Genomic DNA, 23,030 nt, shown 5'->3' on the forward strand with positions numbered 1-23,030 from the left:
GCGTTTGGCAGTGGCTATTTATTAATCGCTGAGAATCTCTTAAAAAATAATTTCTTGATCCTTGTATAGAACCTACCTGACGGCAGGCAGGTATTGAAATTTACGAGAAGTTCTATTTTATATAATATAGAATTATAGCTATATAGTAAGATATATAACTACAAAGCCACAATTAGCTTTACATAATTACTATCGATATAAGTCTAAAGACGTTATATCTGCAATTATGTCAAATATCGCCCAAAAGCGCGCTATTACGCTAATTGTTGTGAAATGTACTATAATTAATATTATGTAAAATAGACTTTTTCTAAACTCCTGTACTTCTTGATTATCTATACAAATCAAATGTTATCTTTAAAACTTAAAACGTTAATAAAAAACAAAACTATCGTATAGTCCTAAAACATAAAGTATTTTTGTAGTCAAATTTTATACCATGCATTCTTTTAAAAATATTGTAGCAATAAAACATTTACTTTACGATTATCTAATCGAATTAGGTGTATCCGCCAACACTGCCAAATATCTTAATATGCTGGGTTTGTTACTGGCTTTAATGCTAGTTGTTTTTATTATTGATTACATCATTAGAAAAATACTTATCAATGCATTTAATGTATTTGCTATAAAGTCAAAATCTAAATTTGATAATATTCTGGTTAAAAATAAAGTACCTCGTAATATTGCACACATTATTCCACTTATTCTAGCCTTAGAATTTATTCCTATGGTTTTTGAGGATTTTCCCTATCTAGAAAATATTATCGAAAAATCGCTTAAAGTTTTCGGAATCATCCTAACACTTTGGGTAGCTCGTAGTATTTTAAATTCGGTAAAAGATTATCTAAAAACACTACCACGTTTTAAAGACAAACCCATTGATAGTTACATTCAAGTCATTATGATTTTTGCTTGGATAATTGGCCTCTTCTCTATCTTTGCTATTATTACAGGAATTTCCTTTTGGAAATTTGTTACCACTCTTGGTGCAGCTTCTGCGATTATTATTCTAGTATTTAGAGATACAATTCTAGGTTTTGTGGCTAGTATTCAGGTGTCTATAAACGATATGGTACGTATTGGAGATTGGATTACCTTCGAAAAATATGGCGCAGATGGTGATGTTATTGAAATTAATTTATCTACAGTAAAAGTGCAGAATTTTGATAAAACCATAACTACAATTCCTACATATGCGCTTATTTCCGATTCGTTTAAAAACTGGCGTGGCATGAGTGATTCTGGTGGAAGAAGAATTAAACGTTCTATATTAATAAAAGCTTCTAGTGTACATTATTTATCGCAGGAAGACATTGAAAAACTAACGAAAATACAACTCATTACGGCCTACCTTACCGATGCTAAAAAAGGAATTGATAAACATAATGAAACACATGGCATTGATAAATCGGTTTTAATTAATGGTAGAAACCTTACCAATTTAGGGGTTTTTAGAAAGTATATACAATCGTATATCGAAAATCATTCTGCTATTAATAAAGACATGACTATTATGACTCGTCAATTAGCTCCAACAGCTCAAGGTTTGCCTCTGGAAATCTATGCTTTTAGTAAAGATAAACGTTGGGAAAATTACGAGTATATTATTTCCGATATTTTCGATCATAGCTTGGCTGCTATTACCTATTTTGATTTAGAAGTATTCGAATTAAGCACAGGAATAGGAACAGTTTAACAAAGCAACATATTTACGTTTCTAGCCTCACTCCTTTTCATTTTAATGAAATCCTTAACATCTATAAACTAAAAAAGCTTCTTATAAATAAGAAGCTTTTTTTAATATTGTGTAAATAAAATTACTTAAGTAGTTTTACTTTAACTGCATTCATACCACGTTGTCCTTTTTCAAGTTCATAAGAAACTCTATTACCTTCTGTTATTTGGTCTATTAAACCACTAACATGGCAAAAGTATTTTTCATTGTTTTCAGAATCTATAATAAAACCGAAACCTTTAGAGGTATCAAAAAACGAAACATTACCAGATCGAACTGGATCGAATGCTTCTTTGTCTCCTTCTAAAGTTTTAGGAATACTTACTTCAATATTGGCAGCTTTTACTTTAACTTTTAAAGCAGGATCTGGAGGAGTATCTGTTAAATTACCATTGTGGTCCACGTATGCAAACTGAATTCCTTCTGTTCCATTTGCTTCTTTTTCCGCCTTACGAGCTTCCATTTTTTTACGTTTATCTTCACGTTTCTTTAAACGTTTCTTTTCCTTTTCGCTTTTGTTAAATGTCTGTTGTGATTTTGCCATTAATTACCTAAAATATTGTTTTTACTTGTTAATAAGTCTCAAAGATATTGATTTCCTTACTTGTAAGCAAAGATTCCTGCTTCCTTTTATAGTTCTATTCGCATTTTTTTTTAAAATGGAAGTTTTTGTAAATCTACATTCCCACCAGAAAGTAGTATACCAATATGTTTGTTTTTAAAGCTTTCCTTGTTATTTAATACAACTGCTAAAGCTACAGCACTAGAAGGTTCTACTACAATTTTAAGCCGTTGGTAAATGAGTTGCATTGCCTCTAAAATAGCTTGTTCTTCTACACAAATAATTTCATGTACATATTTTTTTAAAATCGGAAAATTAAGATCTCCTAAATGGGTTCTTAATCCATCTGCAATCGTATTTGTATGTAAATTGGTTTCTATTTTTCCACTTTGCAACGACCTAAATGCATCATTAACTGCACTTGGCTCTCCGCCAACAGCCAAACCGTTATTACCAAAATAGTGCGTTGTTAATGCTGTTCCTGCCAATAATCCTCCTCCTCCAACTGGAGCAATTACCATCTCTAAATCTGGTTGTTCTTGCAATAATTCTAAGCAAGCTGTTGCATTACCATAAATAACACCCATATCATTGGATGGATGTACAAAAGTTGCTCCTATTTCTTTTACCATTTTAGCGGAAGCTATCTCCCTTGCTTCAATAGTAGATGCACATTCCGTTATTTTTCCACCATAGCCTAAAACGGCATCTTTTTTCACTTGCGGCGCATTTTCTGGCATCACAATATATGCAGTAACACCCAAGCTTTTTGCTGCTAAAGCTAATGCTTGTGCAAAGTTTCCTGAAGAATGTGTTACTACTCCTCTACTCCTTTGTTCTTCGGTTAATTGAAGAATAGCATTCGTGGCTCCACGCATCTTAAAAGCACCCATTTTCTGAAAGTTTTCACATTTAAAAAATAGAGTCGCTTCACAGATCGTATTTATTCCTTGTGAGGTTAGTACAGGCGTTTTATGTATATACTTGGAAATACGTTGCTGACTTTCTATGATAGCGTTTTTGTGATTCATTATGTATATTAAAATGAAATTATCGTTTTAAAGAGAAATGCCCTTTTGATTGCTTTCCGTTTTGAAATTCTATAAGATACCAATAATCACTTGCTATAGATGGTATATTATTAAATTCTCCATCCCATCCTTGTGAGTTGGGGCCAAATGTTTTTAAAAGTTTTCCATAACGATCAAATACATAAACCGTTTTAATTTCGTTATTCGGATCGGTAATAGACCAAGTATCATTATAACCATCTCCATTTGGCGTAAATACTGAAGGGATAACAATTGCTAAGTTTTCTGTGGTAAAATATGCTGCATGACAACCAGAAGCTGCTCCTTGACTATTATATGGAATTACAGCAATATAAATGGTTGTGTTTTCTGGTAAATCAGAAAGCGGATAGTACGTAGTAATATTACCAATATCTTCATTAAAAACTATATCTGTTCCTCCTTCTGTGGTTCCTATATTTAAAAAATATCCAGTAGCATTGGCTATTGCGTTCCAAGAAATTGCAGTAGAAACCGAAACGTTGGCGTCATTATTTGCTGGGGAAACTAATGTTGTACAATTCGGAATTAAAGCTTCGGTTGTAAAACTTTCTTCAGAACAAGTTGTTGCATTTCCTGCAGCATTATACGGAATTATAGAAACATAAATTATTGTGTTTTCTGGTAAATCGGAAACTGGATTGTAAGTAGTAACATTAGCTACATCGGTACTTGGTAGAATTTCCGATCCTCCGGAAGTGGTTCCAATGGAGATAAAATAACCTGTCGCATTTGCAATGGCATTCCAAGAAATTGCAGTAGAAACCGAAACGTTGGCATCATTATTTAAAGGAGAAGTTAGCGTTGTACAATTCGGAATTAAAGCTTCGGTTGTAAAGCTTTCTTCAGAACAAGCTGTTGCATTTCCTGCGGCATTATACGGAATTATAGTAACATAAATTGTTGTGTTTTCTGGTAAATCGGAAGTCGGATTGTAAGTAGTAACATTTCCAACATCCTCGTTATTTACTATTTCTGTGCCACCAGCAGTAGTTCCTATATTTAGAGAATATCCTGTAGCATTGCTAATTGCATTCCAAGAAACATTAGAAGAAACCGAAACATTCGTATCATTATTTATTGGTAAAATTAAGGACGTACAATTCGGTTCTAAAACTTCGGTAGTAAAATGGGAAACACAAATAGTTCCTAATCCAGAAATAGTACTATAAGCGAATACTTCAACAAATATTAAGGTATTCGATGGTAAATCAAAAGGCAAATTGAGTGAAGTTATACTTGCATCTAAAGTAACAATATATAACTCTGAACCACCTAAACTAGTCCCAACATATATTTCATAATTTGTTGCATTTTCACTTACATCCCAAGTCAATATGGAATCCACAGGAACATCAATTTCTGCACTGATAGGAGAAGTTAATTCCACACAACCCACTTGAAGAGATTCTATTGTAAAACTTTCTTCAAAACATGCTGTTGCATTTCCTGCAGCATTATACGGAATTATAGAAACATAAATTGTTGTGTTTTCTGGTAAATCGGAAACTGGATTGTAAGTAGTAACATTAGCTACATCGGTACTTGGTAGAATTTCCGATCCTCCAGAAGTGGTTCCAATGGAGATAAAATAACCAGTCACATTTGCAATGGCATTCCAAGAAATTGCAGTAGCAACCGAAACGTTGGTGTCATTATTTAAAGGAGAAGTTAGCGTTGTACAATTCGGAATTAAAGCTTCGGTTGTAAAACTTTCTTCAGAACAAGTTGTTGCATTTCCTGCGGCATTATACGGAATTATAGAAACATAAATTATTGTGTTTTCTGGTAAATCGGAAACCGGATTGTAAGTAGTAACATTAGCTACATCGGTACTTGGCAGAATTTCCGATCCTCCGGAAGTGGTTCCAATGGAGATAAAATAACCTGTCGCATTGGCTATGGCATTCCAAGAAATTGCAGTAGCAACCGAAACGTTGGTGTCATTATTTAAAGGAGAAGTTAGCGTTGTACAATTCGGAAGAAATCCTTCTGTAGTAAAAGACTCCTCTGTACAACCTGTGATACTTCCTAAAGAATTATATGGAGTAATGTTTACAAATATTTGGGTATTACTTGGTAAGTCTGCTATAGGATTGTAGGTAGTAGTATTGCCAACATCTTCATTAGCTACAATATCAGTACCACCAGAAGTCGTTCCAATATTAATATAATATCCATTCGCATAACTAGCAGCATTCCAAGAAATATTAGTAGAAGCAATTACATTGGTGTCATTATTTGTAGGAGTAATTATAGTGGTGCAAACAGTTGGACTAGCTGTATTTGTAGTAGTGAAACTTTCTTCGGTACAATTTAAAACTGTACCGTTATAAAAATAAGGTGTTATGGTAACAAAAACCTGTGTATTGGAAGGAAAATCGAATCCTAAAGAATAACTTTCTACATCTCCAACATCTATGTTATTTAGTATGTCTGTACCTCCAGAAGTAGTACCAATACTCAAATAATAACCACAAGCACCAAGACTTTCTGTCCAAGTTAACACTTCATTTATAGGAATATTTGTGCTGCCGTCTATGGGAGAAATAAGAGAAGTGCAAGTTTCTGTAGGAGAGGTAATATTTAGCGTAATATCATTTCTAATTAATAATAAGTTTTTACCACTAGTTCCTGGCGGATTAGTATTATCAAAAGGAACCAAATCACTAGTTATTTCGGAATGGTATACTGCAGTATCACAACTATTAACAGAAGGAATAGTATAGTTAGGAGAATCTGGCGCTCCAGGAATAGCAATGCCATCTTTAAACCAGGTATAATGGTTTTGGGCTCCTGCACAAACGGTAGTAAGGGTAACACTGTCTCCTGCATTGGCATTTATGGTATCTATAGTATCTACTTTTGCTTGTGGTGCATACCAATATTGGGTCATTATTGGTAACTCTGAAGAACCAAAAGTATTGGTTTGTGATAAAAGATATACTAAATCATTATGCTGATTTTCAATATGTCCAAATTCAAAAGCATTATTATGATAATAGAATCGAAAATAATTCGCATTACTTCCTGCCAAACTAGCAAAATCTGGCATGGGTCCAGAAAGATTATTAAAACTTACATCTATAATATTCGAAGCACTAATTCCATAATAATTAGACTTTACAGTAAACAATTGATCGAGCAAATCGGTACCAGAAAACAGATTATAACTAGCAACGATATTTACTAATTTGACACAATCTAAAATATATAAAGATTCCACCTGGTTGTTAGAAATATTTAAATAGGCTAGTTCTCCATTTTGCGTTAAGTCTAACCCGGTAGTTGTAAAGAGATTATTAGAAATAATTAAATGTCTTAAAGCTATATTATTAGTAACATCTAAATCTGGTAATAAATTATAACTTAATGTAACATATTCTAAGAGAATGTTTTGTGTTAAATCAATATTTGGCAATTGATTTCTTGAAAGGTCAATATCCTCTAATAACACGTTTTGCGTTAAATCTAGTGTAGTAAAATTATTATTGTCTAATTCTAAGTCCTGTAATAGTATATTCTGACTAAGATCAATAGTATCCATATCATTATTTCCTAGATCTAGATTTATTAATAATAGGTTTTGCGTGAGGTCTACAATTAAAGGAGTTATATCGTTATACGTGAAATCTAAATCGACTAAATTTGGTATTACTGAAAAATCTATAAGATGTTGTATATCGTGTCTAAAGATATAAATTTCTGTAAGTGTCGAAGAATTTGGCAATAGTAGATTCTCTACCATGGTTTCCGATAAACGAATTTCTTCTAAATTTATATAATTAGAGATGTCAATAGTAGGAATATCAATATTGCTAAGAGAAAGATATACTAAATTGGTATAAACATTTGGTAAGGTAATTACGGTACTGACTTCACTTCTATTTATAATTAGGTTTTCTAAATTTGCTATTAGAGAAAAATCTAAGGTAGCATCATTTATTCTCGCAATAGTTATATCGGTTAAGGTATTTGTGACAGGCAAAATTAAATCGTCTACTAGTCCATGATAATTTATGGTAATGTCTATGGCATTTATATTTTGGGAAAAATCTAAAGTAGTTATAGAAGAATTTCCAACCACAGCAGTATTACTCGATAAATAAATATTTTCTAATGCAATGTTTTGCGAAAAATCAATACTATTTAATGCATCATTACTTCGATTATTAATTGCTGTTAATTGGGTTAAAGCATTTAAATGAATATCTACAATTGGGTTATTACCTAAATCTAAATCAATAAGGTTTACAAAAGCATTAATTCCTGTAATATTAGAAATAGCAGTACCTCCAAGCGTTAAGTTTGTAATAGCTTGCGCGTCTACATCTAGAATATTTCCGTTTAGACCATTAGTATCAATACCTTGATTTACTAATTCTTGCTCAAAATTTACATCAGGAATCGCTGTTGTTTGCGATTGTGCTACACTAAAACTAAAAAATAATACCAATAAAAAATAATATAACTTCATGCATACGAAAATAACCACAATAAATTATTTAGTGAAATTATTAAAGTATTAATATTGAAATAGTTCTATATTTTTATCAATATTATATTGTTTATAACTCCATTAATAGATACTGTTTTTCACTTTATATAAAACTGAAATTTATGTATTTTGCACATCAAAAATTTACTAAAGCACTATTTTTAGATAAACAACAAGTACCCATCCAAAAGTTATAAATAAAAACACATGAACCATTCATTCTTGATTATATATTCGTTTAATCAACTGTGTATATGAATGCAATATCTATCCTTTAATAAAAAAATAATTACACTATATGAAAGTATGCATTGCCGAAAAACCTAGTGTTGCTAGAGAAATTGCTTCTGTTTTAGGAGCAAATTCGAAGCGTGATGGTTATTATGAAGGCAATGGTTATGCAGTAACTTATACCTTCGGGCATTTATGTACTTTAATGGAACCCAATGACTATAAACCCTATTGGAAAAGTTGGGACCTTAACAACTTACCCATGTTACCAGAAAAGTTTAAAACCAAAGTGGTTTCCAATTCTGGAATACAAAAACAGTTTAAAATTGTAAAAAGCCTTTTTGATAAAGCAGATGTGGTAATAAATTGTGGGGATGCAGGACAAGAAGGAGAACTCATACAACGTTGGGTTTTAGAACAGGCAAATTATAAAGGAGAAGTTCAACGACTTTGGATTTCATCACTTACTACAGAAGCTATAAAAGAAGGTTTTAATAATTTAAAGCCTTCAAAAAATTACGATAATTTATATTACGCAGGTTTTTCACGAGCAATTGGAGATTGGCTTTTAGGAATGAATGCCACAAGATTATATACGGTAAAACATGGAGGATACAAACAAGTACTTTCGGTTGGAAGAGTGCAAACTCCTACTCTAGCAATGGTTGTAAATCGTTTTAAAGAAATTGAAAACTTTAAACCACAACCGTATTGGGAATTACAAACCATGTATCGAGACACCTTATTTAGTTATGAAGAAGGTCGTTTTCTTAAAATGGAAGATGGCGAAATACTAGCCAATAAAGTGAAAGAAGCTCCTTTTGAAATTGTTTCTATTACGAAGAAAAAAGGAACCGAATATGCTCCAAAACTATTCGATTTAACTGGTTTACAAGTATATTGTAATACGAAGTTTGGGTTTTCTGCAGACGAAACTTTAAAGATTGTTCAAAAACTATACGAACAAAAAGTAGTTACCTATCCTAGAGTAGATACTACATTTTTACCAAATGATGTATACCCAAAAGTAGAAGGGATTCTTAAAAATTTGACAAAATATGCGAGCTTAACAGCACCACTACTTGGTAAGAAAATTAAAAAATCATCTAAAGTTTTTAATGATAAAAAAGTAACCGATCACCATGCAATTATTCCAACAGGAATGCAAATGAATTTACAATACAACCAGCAACAGGTTTATAATATTATTGTAAAACGATTTATCGCTGTTTTTTATGAAGATTGTTCGGTTTCCAACACTACAGTTATTGGTAAAGCTACCGATGTAAATTTTAAAACTACAGGGAAAGAAATTTTAAAAAAAGGATGGCGTGTTGTCTTTGAAAATAAAGACAAACCAACCAAAGAAAGTGGCATGCTTCCTACATTTGTTAAAGGAGAAAATGGTCCGCATACACCTTCTTTTTTAGAAAAACAAACCAAACCACCAAATCAATTTACAGAAGCTTCCCTCCTACGTGCTATGGAAACAGCAGGAAAACAAGTAGATGATGATGAGTTGCGAGAATTAATGAAAGATAACGGAATAGGAAGACCTTCAACTCGCGCCAATATTATTGAAACATTATTTAAGCGTAAATATATAAAGCGAAATAAAAAGCAGATTTTACCAACTACAACAGGAATTCAATTAATCGATACTATTCAAAATGAATTATTGAAATCTGCAGAACTTACAGGTTCTTGGGAAAAGCAATTAAAAGATATTGAAAAAGGAGAGTTTAGCGCTAGTGTTTTTATAAAAAACATGAAACGAATGGTAGATCAATTGGTATATGAAGTACGTAGTGAAACCAAACGAGCGAATATTAGTTATGCAACAACAGTTAAGAAGACATCCACTAAAAAAGCAACTAAAAAAACGGCTGGAGTAACTACAGAAACTTGCCCCAAATGTAAACAAGCTAAACTTATAAAAGGAAAATCTGCTTATGGTTGTGCTAATTATGCAAATGGATGTAAACTTATTTTACCGTTTAGTTTTGAAGGGAAAAAGATATCAGACAAACAATATATTCGTTTACTTCAAAAAGGATCTACAGTCCATTTAAAAGGCTTTAAAACAGCAAACGGAAAAGTAGATGGATTACTTCGTTTTGATGATGATTTTAGATTAGTATTGGAGCCAAAAAAGACAGCTGCAGACAAAATACCAGACTCTTTAACTTGTCCGAAATGCAAAAAAGGAACGGTTATAAAAGGAAAAACAGCCTATGGTTGTTCTGCTTATAAATCAGGATGTGACTTTATATATACTTTTGATGATTTGCGTACAAAAGCAAAAAACCAAAAACTAACTAAAGCTTTGGTTTTTAAAATTTTGAGTAGTTATAATTAAAGTTTTAATTCAACTTTAAAACAAAGCTTTACTCTGGTTTTCTACCGTGAATTTCTTCAAAAACAGTATCAAAATTATCACGTAAATACGCACGAAGTTTCAATCTGTAATCGTTTTTTAGCCAATCTACAAAGTTGTAGGTACTTTTACTAATACACTTGGTATATCTACCAATTCTATAATCAATATCGTCACCTAGCATTTTTGCCAAACCAAGAGCATCATATACGTCTTCCGAATTTTCGATACAAATTTTGGCATGATGAATAATGGAACGTTCAAGTACCACTTTAGAAGATTCTCCTCTTTTAATAGAGTCTATATATGTTTTTTTAATATCAAAATAGACTTCTTTAGATTTAGAAAACTCAGCTCTAAGCTCATCAGGCATTTCATATCTAAAGTTATCTTCAATGTCTTCATCATTTATAAGACCATCTAAGTAGAAATTTGGTGTTCTAAAAATACGTTGCCAATCTAAGTCTGCTCCCCAAGGTCCAAATCGGTGTAAATTGTTTCCTAAATCGATAACCTGAAAAGTAGATTTGTTTTTTAAGATACGAGAACCTCTACCAATCATCTGGTAATACAGTGTTAACGATTTTGTTGCTCTATTTAAAATAATTGCTTCTACTGTTGGCTCATCGAAACCTGTAGTTAAAATACTTACAGATGTTAAGATAGCATCTGGCGTTTCATGAAACCATTTTAAAATAGCTTTACGTTCTTTTTTGGTATTGGTATTGTCTAAGTGTGCAACAGGATATCCTGCTCTTCTAAAAGTATCATAAACATGTAAAGATGTATTAATTCCATTATTAAAGATTAATGTTTTTTTACCTTTACATCTTTCTTCGTAAGCCTGAATAAGCTTAGAGAGCATGTCTGTGTTTGTGTATAGATCTTCGGAAGACTTTACGGTATAATCTCCATTTGCACCTACTATTAATGAGGTTAAGCCTACATTATAAGAATATACTTCTGCTTGCGCTAAAAATTCATTTTCAATAAGATGTTCAATAGTTTCACCAACAATAAGCTCGTTATAATTGTCATTCATTGGAAGCTTAATATTCGAACTTAAAGGTGTAGCTGTAACTCCAAGTATAAAAGACTTTTCGAAAAACTTAAATAGTTTTGTAAAAGAGTTATAATGCGCTTCATCAATAATTACTAGTCCAATGTCAGATATATCTAATTTGTCTTCTTGTAGTCTATTGTTTAAAGTTTCCACCATTGCCACAAAACAACTATATTTTGCTTGGTCATCTAGGTTTGCTTTACTACTTACAATTTTATTTTCTACACCAAAACTGGTAAGCATACTTGAAGTTTGTTTACATAATTCGATTCGGTGTGTCATCACTAAAACTTTCTTTTTGTGATGCTTTAAATATTGTCTAACAATTTCAGAAAAAATAACGGTCTTTCCTCCTCCTGTTGGTAATTGGTACAAAAGGTGGTAGTCTTCTGGAGCATCTTCAAAAGCCTTGAAAATTCTATTAATTGCTCCTTTTTGGTAACTATAAAGGTTTTTACCTTCGTTTCTTTCTTCTTGTTCTGTAGTATTAATAACGTTTCCCATAAAAATTTTAAGATGTGCAAAAATAACATCTTTTTACTGTTTATAAAGGGTATTTAAGAAGAAATTTAAAAAAAATAGTTATTTACTCTTTAATTATAAGGATCGAAGCTTTTACCCCTTTGGCTAAATTCCATTGGTTTCCGGAAATAACATTACCAAAATCGTCTAGAATTTGAAATTCTGCTGTATTTGGAGAAACTTGTCCAGTATCTAGAGCAAAAAAATCAATTTTATTAATGCCTTCTACTAACTTAAACTTAAACCCACTGTAGTCAGGAGTTAATAACACAGTTGCTTTTACAATATCGTCGTTAATAAATACACGAATATGATCTCCATCAAAAGCACCATAATCCCTATAGACTATATTTATATTTTCGGAAGCTGTTTTGTGGTCTCCAAAAAATTGTGTCGTTGTATTACCTCTAAATTGTTTCTCCTTTTTAAGGTCGGTATAACTTGCATGCTTATTAATCTTGTCTTGGTATAATTCTCCAGGATTTCCAAATTCTTCTTGGCTAAACATAGAAAATTCTTTTTTTGGCAAATCCATAGGATGATTTTGCTTCGGTACTGTCATCCCATTTATGTTATCTTCTTTAGGGACAACAAAACCTTGGTTGTTTATTGGCTTGCCTTCATCTTCTTTAGCTTCTTCTTCTATCTCTCCTTCTTCACTTTCTATAACAGGAATTGCTACAGACTTTTGCTCACTATCAATTTGTGCCTGAAGGTTGAAACTTAAAAAACATAAAAAAATTAAAAAGAGTACTCGCATGATATATTTAGAATAATTCTATTCTCTGTTTTCAAAAATCGTTCCTAAGTTTCAATTATGCAATTTTAATACCCTCTTTTTAATTTATTTAACGTAATACATGTGTTTAACAGAACTTATAGTGCTGTTAATTCGTTTGTTTTCATCTTATTAATGTTAAAATGTGTTAAATTACTATTATGCATTGCATAGTACTGTAACAATTTGATTTTTGTATCGTCTATTAAGTATAACAATCAAAAAACAAAAATCATGAGAACTTTAAACAACAATCAATTATCTGGAACTTTAAATAACACAAAAAGCCACGCCTGGAATAGCAAAAGACGTTTCAGATAATCATTTAAAAGAAAACATCAATCAATCAATCAATCAATCAATCAATCAATCTAAAACAAAAATTATGAGAACTTTAAACAACAATCAGGTATCAGGAACTTTAAATAACACGAAAAGTCACGCTTGGAATAGCAAAAGACGTTACAGATAATTATTTAAAAGAAACATCAATCAATTAATCCATAAAAAAACCACCAGAGTTATGAGAACATTAGCAAAACTATCTAAAAAAGTAAGTGGTATTGTAGAAGAGCAAAACCTTGTAAATAGACATGTTATTCGTTTTTGTAACGCTAACACTACCCTTTGGAAAGGCGCGAACAGGTTCGCACATTAAAAGAATTAGTCACTCTTAAAAAAGTCAATTAATATAAAAGTTAATTGGCTTTTTTTATGGTATCGTTTTTGTGAATGTATACATCTATTAATCTTAAATATTTACTAGCATGAGATACTCAAAATCTTCACCAACAGTAAATGCAGGTTCTATGGCAGACATTGCATTCTTATTATTAATCTTTTTTTTGGTAACTACAACTATCGCTTCCGATGAAGGCATAAACAGGAAATTACCCAGAGAATGCCCTCCAAATGTAGATTGTTCTACAGATTTAAACGAACGCAATGTGTTACGAATTGTTCTAAACGGAAAGGATGAAATTTTAGTAGAAAATGAATTGGTAAGTATTTCGGACATTAAAAATTTAACTAAAGATTTTATTGATAACAACGGCGAAGCTACCTGCTTGTATTGTAACGGAAAACAAGCAACTACTTCTTCTGATAAGCCAACCGAAGCTGTTATTTCCCTTCAAAATGATAGAAATACCAGCTATACGCTTTTTGTAAAAGTGCAAGATGAAATTACAAAGGCCTATTATGAATTGCGAAATGCATACAGCAAGAATAAATTCAACAAAACGGAGGATTCATTAACACCTCGAGAAATGAAAGAGATTCGAGAAGCGTATCCTTTTATAATTAGTGAAGCGGAAACGAAATATATAATACGATAAATGCTATTTAATTCTTTTAGAAAGAAGCCTTAATACGCTAACAACTTCAACAATTCCCCTTCAAACTTATCTCGAGATAAGTACTGGTCCTCTAGCTGACCAATAAAAGGAATTGGTGTTTCCATACTCGCGACACGTTTTACAGGAGCGTCTAATTGCTCGAAGCAGTTTTCCATAATTAAAGCAGAAATATCACTAGCAATTCCGCCAAAAAGCGAATCTTCTTGCAATATGATTGCTTTACCTGTTTTCTTTACAGAAGTATAAATAGTTTCAGTATCTAAAGGTTGTAACGAGCGCAAATCAATAACATCTGCATCTATATCACTATGTTTTTCTAAAGTACTTAAAGCCCAATGCACAGCGGCTCCATAAGCGATTATAGAAACCGCATCGCCTTCTCTTAAAAGCGAAGCTTTACCAAGTGGTAATGTATAATAATCTGTTGGTACTTCTTGACGGATACTTCTATACAGCGCTTTATGCTCAAAGAATAGTACTGGATTTGGGTCATTAATTGCTGTAGCTAAAAGTCCTTTTGCATCATAAGGAAACGCTGGATATACTACTTTTAGACCAGGAGTTTTTGTAAACCAAGCTTCGTTAGTTTGGCTATGAAAAGGTCCAGCAGCCACTCCTGCTCCACAAGGCATACGTAATACTACATCTGCATTCTGGTTCCATCGATAATGGCTTTTTGCTAAATAATTTACTACAGGATTAAAACCAGAAGTTACAAAATCTGCAAATTGCATTTCTACCACACTCTTTATGCCAGCTATAGAAAGTCCCATCCCTGTTTCTACAATTGCAGATTCACAAATAGGTGTATTACGAACTCTATCTTTTCCAAAGGCATTTACAAAACCATCAGTAATTTTAAAAACACCACCATATTCTGCAACATCTTGCCCCATGATAACTAAATCATCATAACGTTCCATACTTTGTTTTAATCCTTCAGAAATAGCATCAACCAATCTTAATTCTTCTGTTTCTTTGTTAGGAGTAACTTCCTGATATACATAGTATTTATATACATCACTTAACTCTTCACTTTCAGATGGAAATATTGCTTCTTCCGCATAGGCTAAATCTAAATGCTCATTAATTTCATGAACTATTTCCTCTTTTAGTTTCACCTCTAAAACTTCGTCAAGAATACCTTCGTTCTTTAAAAATTCTTGATAGTTTTCTAAAGGATCTTTCGCTGCCCAAGCATCTAATAAGTCTTGAGGTACATACTTTGTTCCACTAGCTTCTTCATGACCTCGCATCCTAAACGTTTTAAATTCTAGTAAAATAGGGCGTGGATTTTTCCGAATGTCTTCCGCGAAAGCGTTCACTTTAGTATAAACTTCTAAAATATTGTTTCCATCAATAATATGGCTTTCCATTCCATAACCTAAAGCTCTATCTGCTAAATCCTTGCAATTATATTGCTCACTTGTTGGAGTAGATAAGCCATAGCCATTGTTTTCGATACAGAATAAGACAGGTAATTGCCAAACCGAAGCTACGTTTAAAGCTTCGTGAAAATCTCCTTCGCTAGTTCCGCCTTCACCAGTAAAAACGGCGGTTACTTGTTTTTTGTTTTTTAACTTACTTGCTAGAGCAATCCCATCAGCAACCCCTAATTGTGGTCCTAAATGCGAGATCATACCTACAATATTGTATTCTTGAGTTCCAAAGTGAAAACTTCTGTCTCTACCCTTTGTAAATCCGCTAGCTTTGCCTTGCCATTGTGCAAATAATCTATATAATGGTATTTCACGAGTAGTAAAAACCCCTAAATTACGATGCATTGGCAAAATATATTCTTCGTTTAGCATAGCTTTTGTTACTCCAACAGAAATAGCCTCTTGGCCAATACCAGAAAACCATTTAGAGATTTTTCCTTGTCTTAACAGAATGAGCATCTTCTCCTCTATCAGTCTAGGTTTCAGCATGCTTTTATATAAATCGATTAAGGTTTCATTACTTAACCCTTCTTTGTTGTAGTTCATGATTGCTTTAGAAAACGTTTCCAATACCTTGTATTTTTATATATCAAATGTAACTAATTTTTCATGTTATGCCACTTTTAAGTTTATTTTTACTCAAGATTTTCGTTACATTTGTAATTCGACTTATAAAATAAAAGATTTATGGATAGAATACCTAGTGTGAACCTGAAAGACTTTGTTTCAGGCGACGTAACAAGAAAGCAAAAATTTGTAGATGAAATAGGTAAAGCTTATGAAGAAATAGGTTTTGTTGCACTGAAAGGGCATTTTTTAGAGGATACTTTAGTAAATAATTTATACGGAGAAGTAAAGAACTTTTTCGACCTTCCTGTAGAAACAAAACGCAGCTATGAAGTACCAGGTATTGGAGGGCAACGTGGCTATATATCTTTTGGTAAAGAAAGTGCTAAAGGAAAAAAAGAAGGAGATTTAAAAGAATTTTGGCATTTTGGTCAGTTTGTAGAAAACAACCCTAAATTAGAAGAAGAATATCCTGCAAATGTTTCGGTTAAAGAATTACCAGAGTTTAACAAAATTGGAAAAGAAACCTATAGAATGCTAGAAAAAACGGCTAAATACGTTTTACGAGCTTTGGCTTTATACCTAAACTTAGAAGAAACATATTTTGACCAATACATACATAATGGTAATTCTATTTTAAGACCAATACACTACCCTCCTATTATTAATGAACCAAAAAATGCAGTTCGTGCTGCTGCTCATGGTGACATTAATTTAATAACACTTTTAATGGGTGCACAAGGAAGAGGTTTACAAGTGCAAAAACATGATGGTGAATGGATAGACGCTATTGCAGAACCAGACGAATTAATGATTAATGTTGGTGACATGCTTTCTCGTCATACCAACAATAAATTAAAATCTACGATACACCGAGTTATTAATCCGCCAAGAGAACTTTGGGGAACTTCTCGTTATTCTATGCCATTTTTTATGCACCCAATAAGTGATATGAAATTAAATGTTTTAGAAAGTTGTATAGATGAAGATAACCCAAAATTATATGAAGATATTACTGCTGGTGAATTTTTACATGAACGCCTTGTAGAATTAGGCCTAATTAAAAAATAGTCCATGGACTTACAAGACCAACTTAAAAACTTGTTTCCAGACCATGTAGAAGAAACTCCTAAAAAAGAAGATGCTACAGAAAAAGGAATTTGGATGCAAGACGATCCTATTCTTTGTAAATACGAAAAACGCAAAGGTAAACCTATTACTATTTTAGATGGATATACTGGAGCTACTGAAGATTTTAAAGCCCTTGCAAAAGAACTGAAGACCAAACTAAGTGTTGGTGGAAGTTTTAAAGAGGATAAAATTATCATTCAAGGTGATTATAGAGATAAAATCATGGAAATGCTTAAAGAAAAAGGATTTAACGTAAAACGAGTTGGAGGCTAAACATGAAAGACAATATACTTCATATTACAAATGGCAGTAACTTAACGAATTATTTAAACGACTTAAATTACAAAGGAGATTTTTTAACATGGCACGAAATGCTATGCGAAGGTCCTGCAAATCGAATTATCAATACAGATGCATTCATTAAAGTTAGAAAAGACTTTTTAAACGAGTTTTATAATATTGAAGTTGATGAATACGAATATAAAAACGAACTACATAAATTAGATACTGTAGACCAATATTCAGAAATCGTTTTATGGTTTGAATACGATTTATTTTGCCATTTAAACATGGTAGCCGTACTAAGTCTTTTAAACGAACGAAAAATAAATTTACCTATTTCTTTAGTTTGCAGTGGAAGAATAGCAAATGAAGACCATTTAAAAGGTTTAAGCGAACTAACTCCCGAACAATTAGACTCGCACTATAAAGGCAGAATTAAACTACAAGAAAGCGATAGAGATATTGCTGTTAGTGTTTGGCAAATTTATTGTGGTACAGACCATAACTTGCTAAAAAAATACATTACAAAAAAATCCTCTTTTGAATATCTAGGCATTTGTCTTAAAGCACATTTAAAACGTTTTCCAGATTCTAAAACAGGACTAAGTACTCTAGAGCAAAACACATTAAATATTATTAATAAGTATGATATCAAGTCAAAACATCACCTGTTAGGTTATGCATTAAACTACCAAGGATATTATGGTTTTGGAGACATTCAATTAATGCGAATTATAGAAAACCTAGCCATATTTTATACCGAAGATAATGATAGTATTCGCTTAAACAGAAAAGGACATGAAGTACTTTTAGGAAAGAAAAACTATGCTTCAGAAATTAACGACAACATGATTTATGGCAATGTTAATCGTTTAGATTTTCAGTTTAACAAAAAAGAAAATAAACTCATAAAAACAATAATGCATGCCAATTAAAGAATCTGAATTAATTTTAAATCCTGATGGAAGCGTCTATCATTTAAATTTAAAACCAGAACATATAGCAGATACAATTATAACAGTTGGTGATCCAGATCGTGTTAAAAGTGTAACCAAGCATTTTGATTCGATTGAATTTTCTACACATAAAAGAGAATTTCATACACAAACAGGAATTTATAAAGGCAAAAGGCTAACTGTAATTTCTACCGGAATTGGAACAGATAACATAGATATTGTTTTTAACGAACTAGATGCTTTAGTAAATATAGATTTTAATAAAAGAGAAATTAAAGATACATTAACCACTCTAAATATTATTAGAATTGGTACTTCTGGTTCCATACAAAAAAACATTCCTATTGATGCTTTTTTAGTTAGCGAGTATGCTGCAGGTTTTGATAGTTTACTTCATTTTTATGAAAGCGAACATGTGCAAAATACAGAAATTTCGGAAGCATTAATGCAACACACAAACTGGTTTAATAAAAAATCAGATCCTTATATAGTAACTTGTGATTCTTCATTATTAAATAAAATAAAATCCAATAAAACGGTTACAGGTTTTACAGCAACTAATGTTGGTTTTTATGGACCACAAGGCCGAATTCTTCGTTTACCAATTCAGGATAACCATTTAAACGATACCCTTGCAAGCTTTAATTTTAAAGGAATGGCTATAACAAACCTAGAAATGGAAACTGCAGGTATTTACGGGATTGCTAAACTTTTAGGGCATAAAGCATTGTCTATGAACGCTATTATTGCAAATAGAGCAACTGGCGAGTTTAGTAAAGACCCAAAAGCGGTAGTTAATGCGCTTATAGAATATACCTTAAATAAAATAGTAGAATAATTTCCCACTTTGGTGCGAATAAAAAGTAATACAATTATCGCTTTCGCGGAAAAATATGAAGACAGTAAAAATTGGTGGTGTACCAGAACATTTTAATTTAGCCTGGTACTTAACACTTAAAAATGGAGAATATAAAGACGAAGGAATCAATCTTCGTTGGAAAGATTATTTTGGAGGCACAGGACAAATGTGTAACGCACTTCGTGATGGAGAAATAGATTTGGCTGTTATACTTACCGAAGGTATTGTAAAAGATATTATAGCAGGAAATCCAAGTACTATTGTACAAACCTTTGTAGACTCTCCGCTTATTTGGGGAATTCACGTAGCAGAGCATTCTAAATATGCATCTATAGAAGACTTAAAAGGCACAAAAGCTGCAATTAGCAGATATGGCTCTGGTTCGCATTTAATGGCTTACATTAACGCGCAAAACAACAATTGGAACTTAGATCAGGACTTACACTTTGAGGTGATTAAAAACCTAGATGGTGCTGTTGAAGGATTAACCAATGAAAAAGCAGACTATTTTATGTGGGAAAAATTCACCACTAAACCCTTAGTCGATAATGGTACTTTTAGACGCATTGCAAATTGTCCTTCCCCCTGGCCTTGTTTTGTTATTGCAGTAAGAACAGAATTTTTACAAAACAATAAAGAGGATGTAAAAACCATTTTAAATATTATAAATAATACTACCGAAGAATTTAAAGATATCCCATCTATCGACAAAACAATAGCAAACCGATACGAACAAAAATTAGAAGATGTACAAGAATGGCTAAGCTTAACAGAATGGTCTCAAGAAGTTATTGATGAAAAAACAATAGCAAATGTGCAAGAAAAGTTATTTGATTTAGATATCATTCCAGAAAAATGGAACTATGATCAATTGGTTACAAAATTATAAGGTATAAATTCTATACAAAGTCAGCATTTAATCCTTAAAATATTGCAGTTTAACTACTTAATTATTTAAGATTGTTAATTTTTGTTAACTTTATTTAACTAAAATCTTATATTTGTAATCCAAACCTACAAATAATAAATTAGTTCATATGCTATTAATCATTACTTCTGTTCTTATTTTTTTAGTTGCTATTAACTTCCTTCTATTAGTATTTAGTTGTAATAAAACAACTAAACGCTTAAAAATGTTAGACAAAAACAAAGGTGTAGTAAGCGTTAGACCAGCCAAACAAGGGGCTTCAAACCAACTTGCTCCAACCGGAAGTTAACGGAACTAAAATGTTTATTTCCAAACCAATATCCTCGATTAGCACTTAATGGAGATGGATGTCCAGAACATAAAATTGTGTGTTTTTTAATATCTATTATTTTTGCTTTCTTTTTAGCAAAACCACCCCAAAGTAAAAATATTACATTTTCTTTTTTATCACTTATTAATTGTATTACAGTATCTGTAAAAGTTTCCCAACCTTTTTTTTGATGACTTCCAGCTTGGTGTGCCCTAACAGTTAGTGTAGCATTTAACAACAATACTCCTTGCTTTGCCCAATGTTCTAGGTTACCATTTTTTGAAAAACAAGTACCTAAATCATTTTCTAACTCTTTAAAAATATTTTTTAATGAGGGTGGTAATGCTACACCTTCATTAACACTAAAACACAAACCATTAGCCTGACCATCATCATGATACGGGTCTTGACCAATAATAACCACTTTTAAATCTTCAAAAGCACATAAATTGAAAGCATTAAAAATATTTTCTTTTGCAGGAAAGCATTTGTGATTTTCATATTCCTCATCCACAAACTTCATTAATGATTTATAATACGGTTTATTAAAGGTTTCGTTTAAATGTATTTTCCAACTATTACTTATATACATCTTTTTTTTATTCAAAATTTATGAAAGTGTAAAATAATACTATCTTTAAACTTGATAAAAAATATAGAACCCTTTTTTTTATATTTCCATATTTAAACATAATTAAATCCCATACTTGGGAAAAACCTATGAAAAAACTAAAATTTCCATCGGCACAAACCATTTTACTAATTATTGCAGGATTAGTAACCTTACTTACTTGGGTCGTTCCTGCTGGTAAATACGAAACTTTAGGCTATAATAAAGACGATAATACATTCACTAGAATTGGTATTGAAAAATCGGAAATCCTTCCAGCAACACAAGACCATTTAGAATCACTAAATATCAAAATCCCATTAGAAAAATTCACTAATGGCGATATCTACAAACCCATAAACATACCTAATACTTATAAAAAACTAGAATCCAAACCACAAGGTGTTTTAGAATTTATTAAATCTCCTGTAAAAGGAATTATAGAAGCTGCAGACATCATTTTTCTCGTTTTAATTATTGGAGGTTTAATCGGTATTATTAATAGTACAGGTGCGTTTGATGCTGGTATTTCTTGGCTCGCCAATGCACTAAAAGGACGCGAATTTATCCTCATAATTTTAGTAACCACCTTAGTAGCTGCAGGAGGAACAACCTTTGGCTTTGCCGAAGAAACCATTGCCTTCTTCCCTATTCTAATTCCCGTATTTTTAGCTGCAAAATACGATGCCATGGTAGGTATTGCTTGTATCTTTTTAGGAAGTGCTATTGGTACCATGTGCTCTACCATCAATCCCTTTAGTACTATTATAGCAAGTGATGCAGCTGGATTAAGTTGGACTACAGGACTTGGCGGAAGACTATTTATGTTAGCTTCCTGTTTAACTATAGCATTGGTTTACATTATACGTTATGGTAAACGCGTACAAAAAGATCCTACTAAATCTATTATTTACGACCAACAAAAACAAATAGCAGCATTATTCAATCACGAAAACACTAAAATAATTGCATTTACAACTCGATTACGTTTATCCTTAATTGTATTTGCGCTTTGCTTTATCATCATGATTTATGGTGTAGTAGCCTTAGAATGGTGGTTTGTAGAAATGACTGCTACCTTCTTAGTTGGATCCATTCTTATTGGTTTTATTGCCAAAATTAAAGAAACCGAATTTATCGACACCTTTGTTAAAGGCGCAGGAGACTTATTAGGTGTTGCCCTAATTATTGGGATTGCACGTGGAGTAACGGTTATTATGGCCGACGGATTAATTAGTGATACCCTTTTACATTATGCAAGTTCCTTAACCCAAGACATGAATAAAGGTGTTTTTGCAAGTGCCATGACAGCAGTCTATGCCGGACTTTCCTTTTTCATTCCAAGTAGTTCTGGTATGGCTGTACTTACCATGCCAATCATGTCGCCACTAGCAGATAGTGTTGGTGTTGGACGCGAAATTGTAGTAAATGCCTATCAATACGGTATGGGGCTTTTCTATTTTGTAAATCCTACTGGTTTAATTTTAGCCTCGCTAGCAGTAGTAAAAGTCGGTTTCAACAAATGGTTAAAATTCGTGATGCCTTTATTCATCATCCTAATCGTCTTTACTTTAATAGTAATGACCGTTTCTAGCTATTTATAAATAACGCTTTCGCGGAATCGATGCCGTTAGCATAAACGAGTTTATTAATATCCTATTTCTTGGTAGCTACCCTGTTTTTTATATTGCTGTTTCATAGGATGAAATAGCTTTCACGACCTACTGAAAAACAACTATCATTCACATTAC

Annotated in this window: 17 protein-coding genes; 10 read left to right on the top strand and 7 right to left on the bottom strand. The window is 32.1% G+C overall.

What is annotated here, in order from left to right; all coding sequences use genetic code 11:
- Positions 1–439: 439 nt before the first annotated feature.
- Positions 440–1,699 (top strand): mechanosensitive ion channel family protein, encoded by a 1,260-nt coding sequence (locus tag ACVC3Y_RS01465; RefSeq protein WP_452225910.1) that lies wholly within the window; start codon positions 440–442, stop codon positions 1,697–1,699.
- Between the two features lie 121 nt (positions 1,700–1,820).
- On the opposite strand, the gene ACVC3Y_RS01470 is transcribed toward ACVC3Y_RS01465, so the two are convergent.
- From ACVC3Y_RS01470 to ACVC3Y_RS01480, 3 genes are all read right to left on the bottom strand, one after another.
- Entirely contained in the window at positions 1,821–2,282 is a 462-nt protein-coding gene (locus ACVC3Y_RS01470) for a cold-shock protein (RefSeq protein ID WP_303423220.1), read from the bottom strand.
- Between the two features lie 110 nt (positions 2,283–2,392).
- A complete protein-coding gene (locus tag ACVC3Y_RS01475; RefSeq protein WP_452225911.1) occupies positions 2,393–3,331 on the bottom strand; it encodes a pyridoxal-phosphate dependent enzyme in 939 nt (312 codons plus the stop codon).
- A gap of 19 nt (positions 3,332–3,350) precedes the next feature.
- A complete protein-coding gene (locus tag ACVC3Y_RS01480; RefSeq protein WP_452225912.1) occupies positions 3,351–7,847 on the bottom strand; it encodes a T9SS type B sorting domain-containing protein in 4,497 nt (1,498 codons plus the stop codon).
- Positions 7,848–8,166: 319 nt separating this feature from the next.
- Here ACVC3Y_RS01480 and ACVC3Y_RS01485 point away from each other — a divergent pair, with 319 nt between their 5' ends.
- Complete coding sequence (locus ACVC3Y_RS01485; protein WP_452225913.1) at positions 8,167–10,458, top strand: DNA topoisomerase 3; 2,292 nt, start codon at positions 8,167–8,169, stop codon at positions 10,456–10,458.
- Between the two features lie 28 nt (positions 10,459–10,486).
- On the opposite strand, the gene ACVC3Y_RS01490 is transcribed toward ACVC3Y_RS01485, so the two are convergent.
- Together ACVC3Y_RS01490 and ACVC3Y_RS01495 are read right to left on the bottom strand one after the other, a co-directional pair.
- The gene (locus tag ACVC3Y_RS01490) at positions 10,487–12,043 is read right to left on the bottom strand and encodes a DEAD/DEAH box helicase (RefSeq protein ID WP_303425812.1); all 1,557 of its coding nucleotides are present in this window, start codon (positions 12,041–12,043) and stop codon (positions 10,487–10,489) included.
- An 82-nt stretch (positions 12,044–12,125) separates the two neighbouring features.
- Complete coding sequence (locus ACVC3Y_RS01495) at positions 12,126–12,821, bottom strand: hypothetical protein (RefSeq protein ID WP_452225914.1); 696 nt, start codon at positions 12,819–12,821, stop codon at positions 12,126–12,128.
- A 541-nt stretch (positions 12,822–13,362) separates the two neighbouring features.
- On the opposite strand from ACVC3Y_RS01495, the gene ACVC3Y_RS01500 reads away from it, so the two are divergent.
- Positions 13,363–13,497, top strand: coding sequence for a hypothetical protein (locus ACVC3Y_RS01500; protein ID WP_452225915.1), 135 nt, complete (start codon positions 13,363–13,365; stop codon positions 13,495–13,497).
- Positions 13,498–13,606: 109 nt separating this feature from the next.
- Positions 13,607–14,176, top strand: a complete 570-nt coding sequence (locus ACVC3Y_RS01505; protein ID WP_452225916.1) for an ExbD/TolR family protein — start codon at positions 13,607–13,609, stop codon at positions 14,174–14,176.
- Between the two features lie 29 nt (positions 14,177–14,205).
- Here the strand turns inward: ACVC3Y_RS01505 and ACVC3Y_RS01510 are convergent, their stop codons facing one another.
- On the bottom strand, positions 14,206–16,182 hold the full coding sequence (locus ACVC3Y_RS01510; protein WP_452225917.1) for an alpha-ketoacid dehydrogenase subunit alpha/beta: 1,977 nt from the start codon (positions 16,180–16,182) through the stop codon (positions 14,206–14,208).
- A gap of 141 nt (positions 16,183–16,323) precedes the next feature.
- On the opposite strand from ACVC3Y_RS01510, the gene ACVC3Y_RS01515 reads away from it, so the two are divergent.
- The 5 genes from ACVC3Y_RS01515 to ACVC3Y_RS01535 are packed head-to-tail and all read left to right on the top strand — an operon-like array spanning position 16,324 to position 20,320.
- Complete coding sequence (locus ACVC3Y_RS01515) at positions 16,324–17,274, top strand: isopenicillin N synthase family dioxygenase (RefSeq protein WP_303425805.1); 951 nt, start codon at positions 16,324–16,326, stop codon at positions 17,272–17,274.
- Positions 17,275–17,277: 3 nt separating this feature from the next.
- On the top strand, positions 17,278–17,607 hold the full coding sequence (locus tag ACVC3Y_RS01520) for a translation initiation factor (RefSeq protein WP_303425804.1): 330 nt from the start codon (positions 17,278–17,280) through the stop codon (positions 17,605–17,607).
- A 2-nt stretch (positions 17,608–17,609) separates the two neighbouring features.
- On the top strand, positions 17,610–18,551 hold the full coding sequence (locus tag ACVC3Y_RS01525) for a DUF1835 domain-containing protein (protein ID WP_303425802.1): 942 nt from the start codon (positions 17,610–17,612) through the stop codon (positions 18,549–18,551).
- The gene (locus ACVC3Y_RS01530; protein WP_452225918.1) at positions 18,541–19,410 is read left to right on the top strand and encodes a nucleoside phosphorylase; all 870 of its coding nucleotides are present in this window, start codon (positions 18,541–18,543) and stop codon (positions 19,408–19,410) included. The genes ACVC3Y_RS01525 and ACVC3Y_RS01530 overlap by 11 nt, the downstream gene beginning before the upstream one ends.
- 55 nt (positions 19,411–19,465) lie before the next feature.
- Positions 19,466–20,320 (top strand): substrate-binding domain-containing protein, encoded by an 855-nt coding sequence (locus ACVC3Y_RS01535; RefSeq protein WP_303425799.1) that lies wholly within the window; start codon positions 19,466–19,468, stop codon positions 20,318–20,320.
- Positions 20,321–20,595: 275 nt separating this feature from the next.
- Here ACVC3Y_RS01535 and ACVC3Y_RS01540 read toward each other — a convergent pair whose 3' ends face one another.
- A complete protein-coding gene (locus tag ACVC3Y_RS01540) occupies positions 20,596–21,261 on the bottom strand; it encodes a uracil-DNA glycosylase (protein ID WP_452225981.1) in 666 nt (221 codons plus the stop codon).
- 128 nt (positions 21,262–21,389) lie between these two features.
- Here ACVC3Y_RS01540 and ACVC3Y_RS01545 point away from each other — a divergent pair, with 128 nt between their 5' ends.
- On the top strand, positions 21,390–22,883 hold the full coding sequence (locus ACVC3Y_RS01545; protein ID WP_303425797.1) for a YfcC family protein: 1,494 nt from the start codon (positions 21,390–21,392) through the stop codon (positions 22,881–22,883).
- Positions 22,884–23,030: the final 147 nt, after the last annotated feature.

This window comes from Lacinutrix cladophorae, from assembly GCF_053604645.1.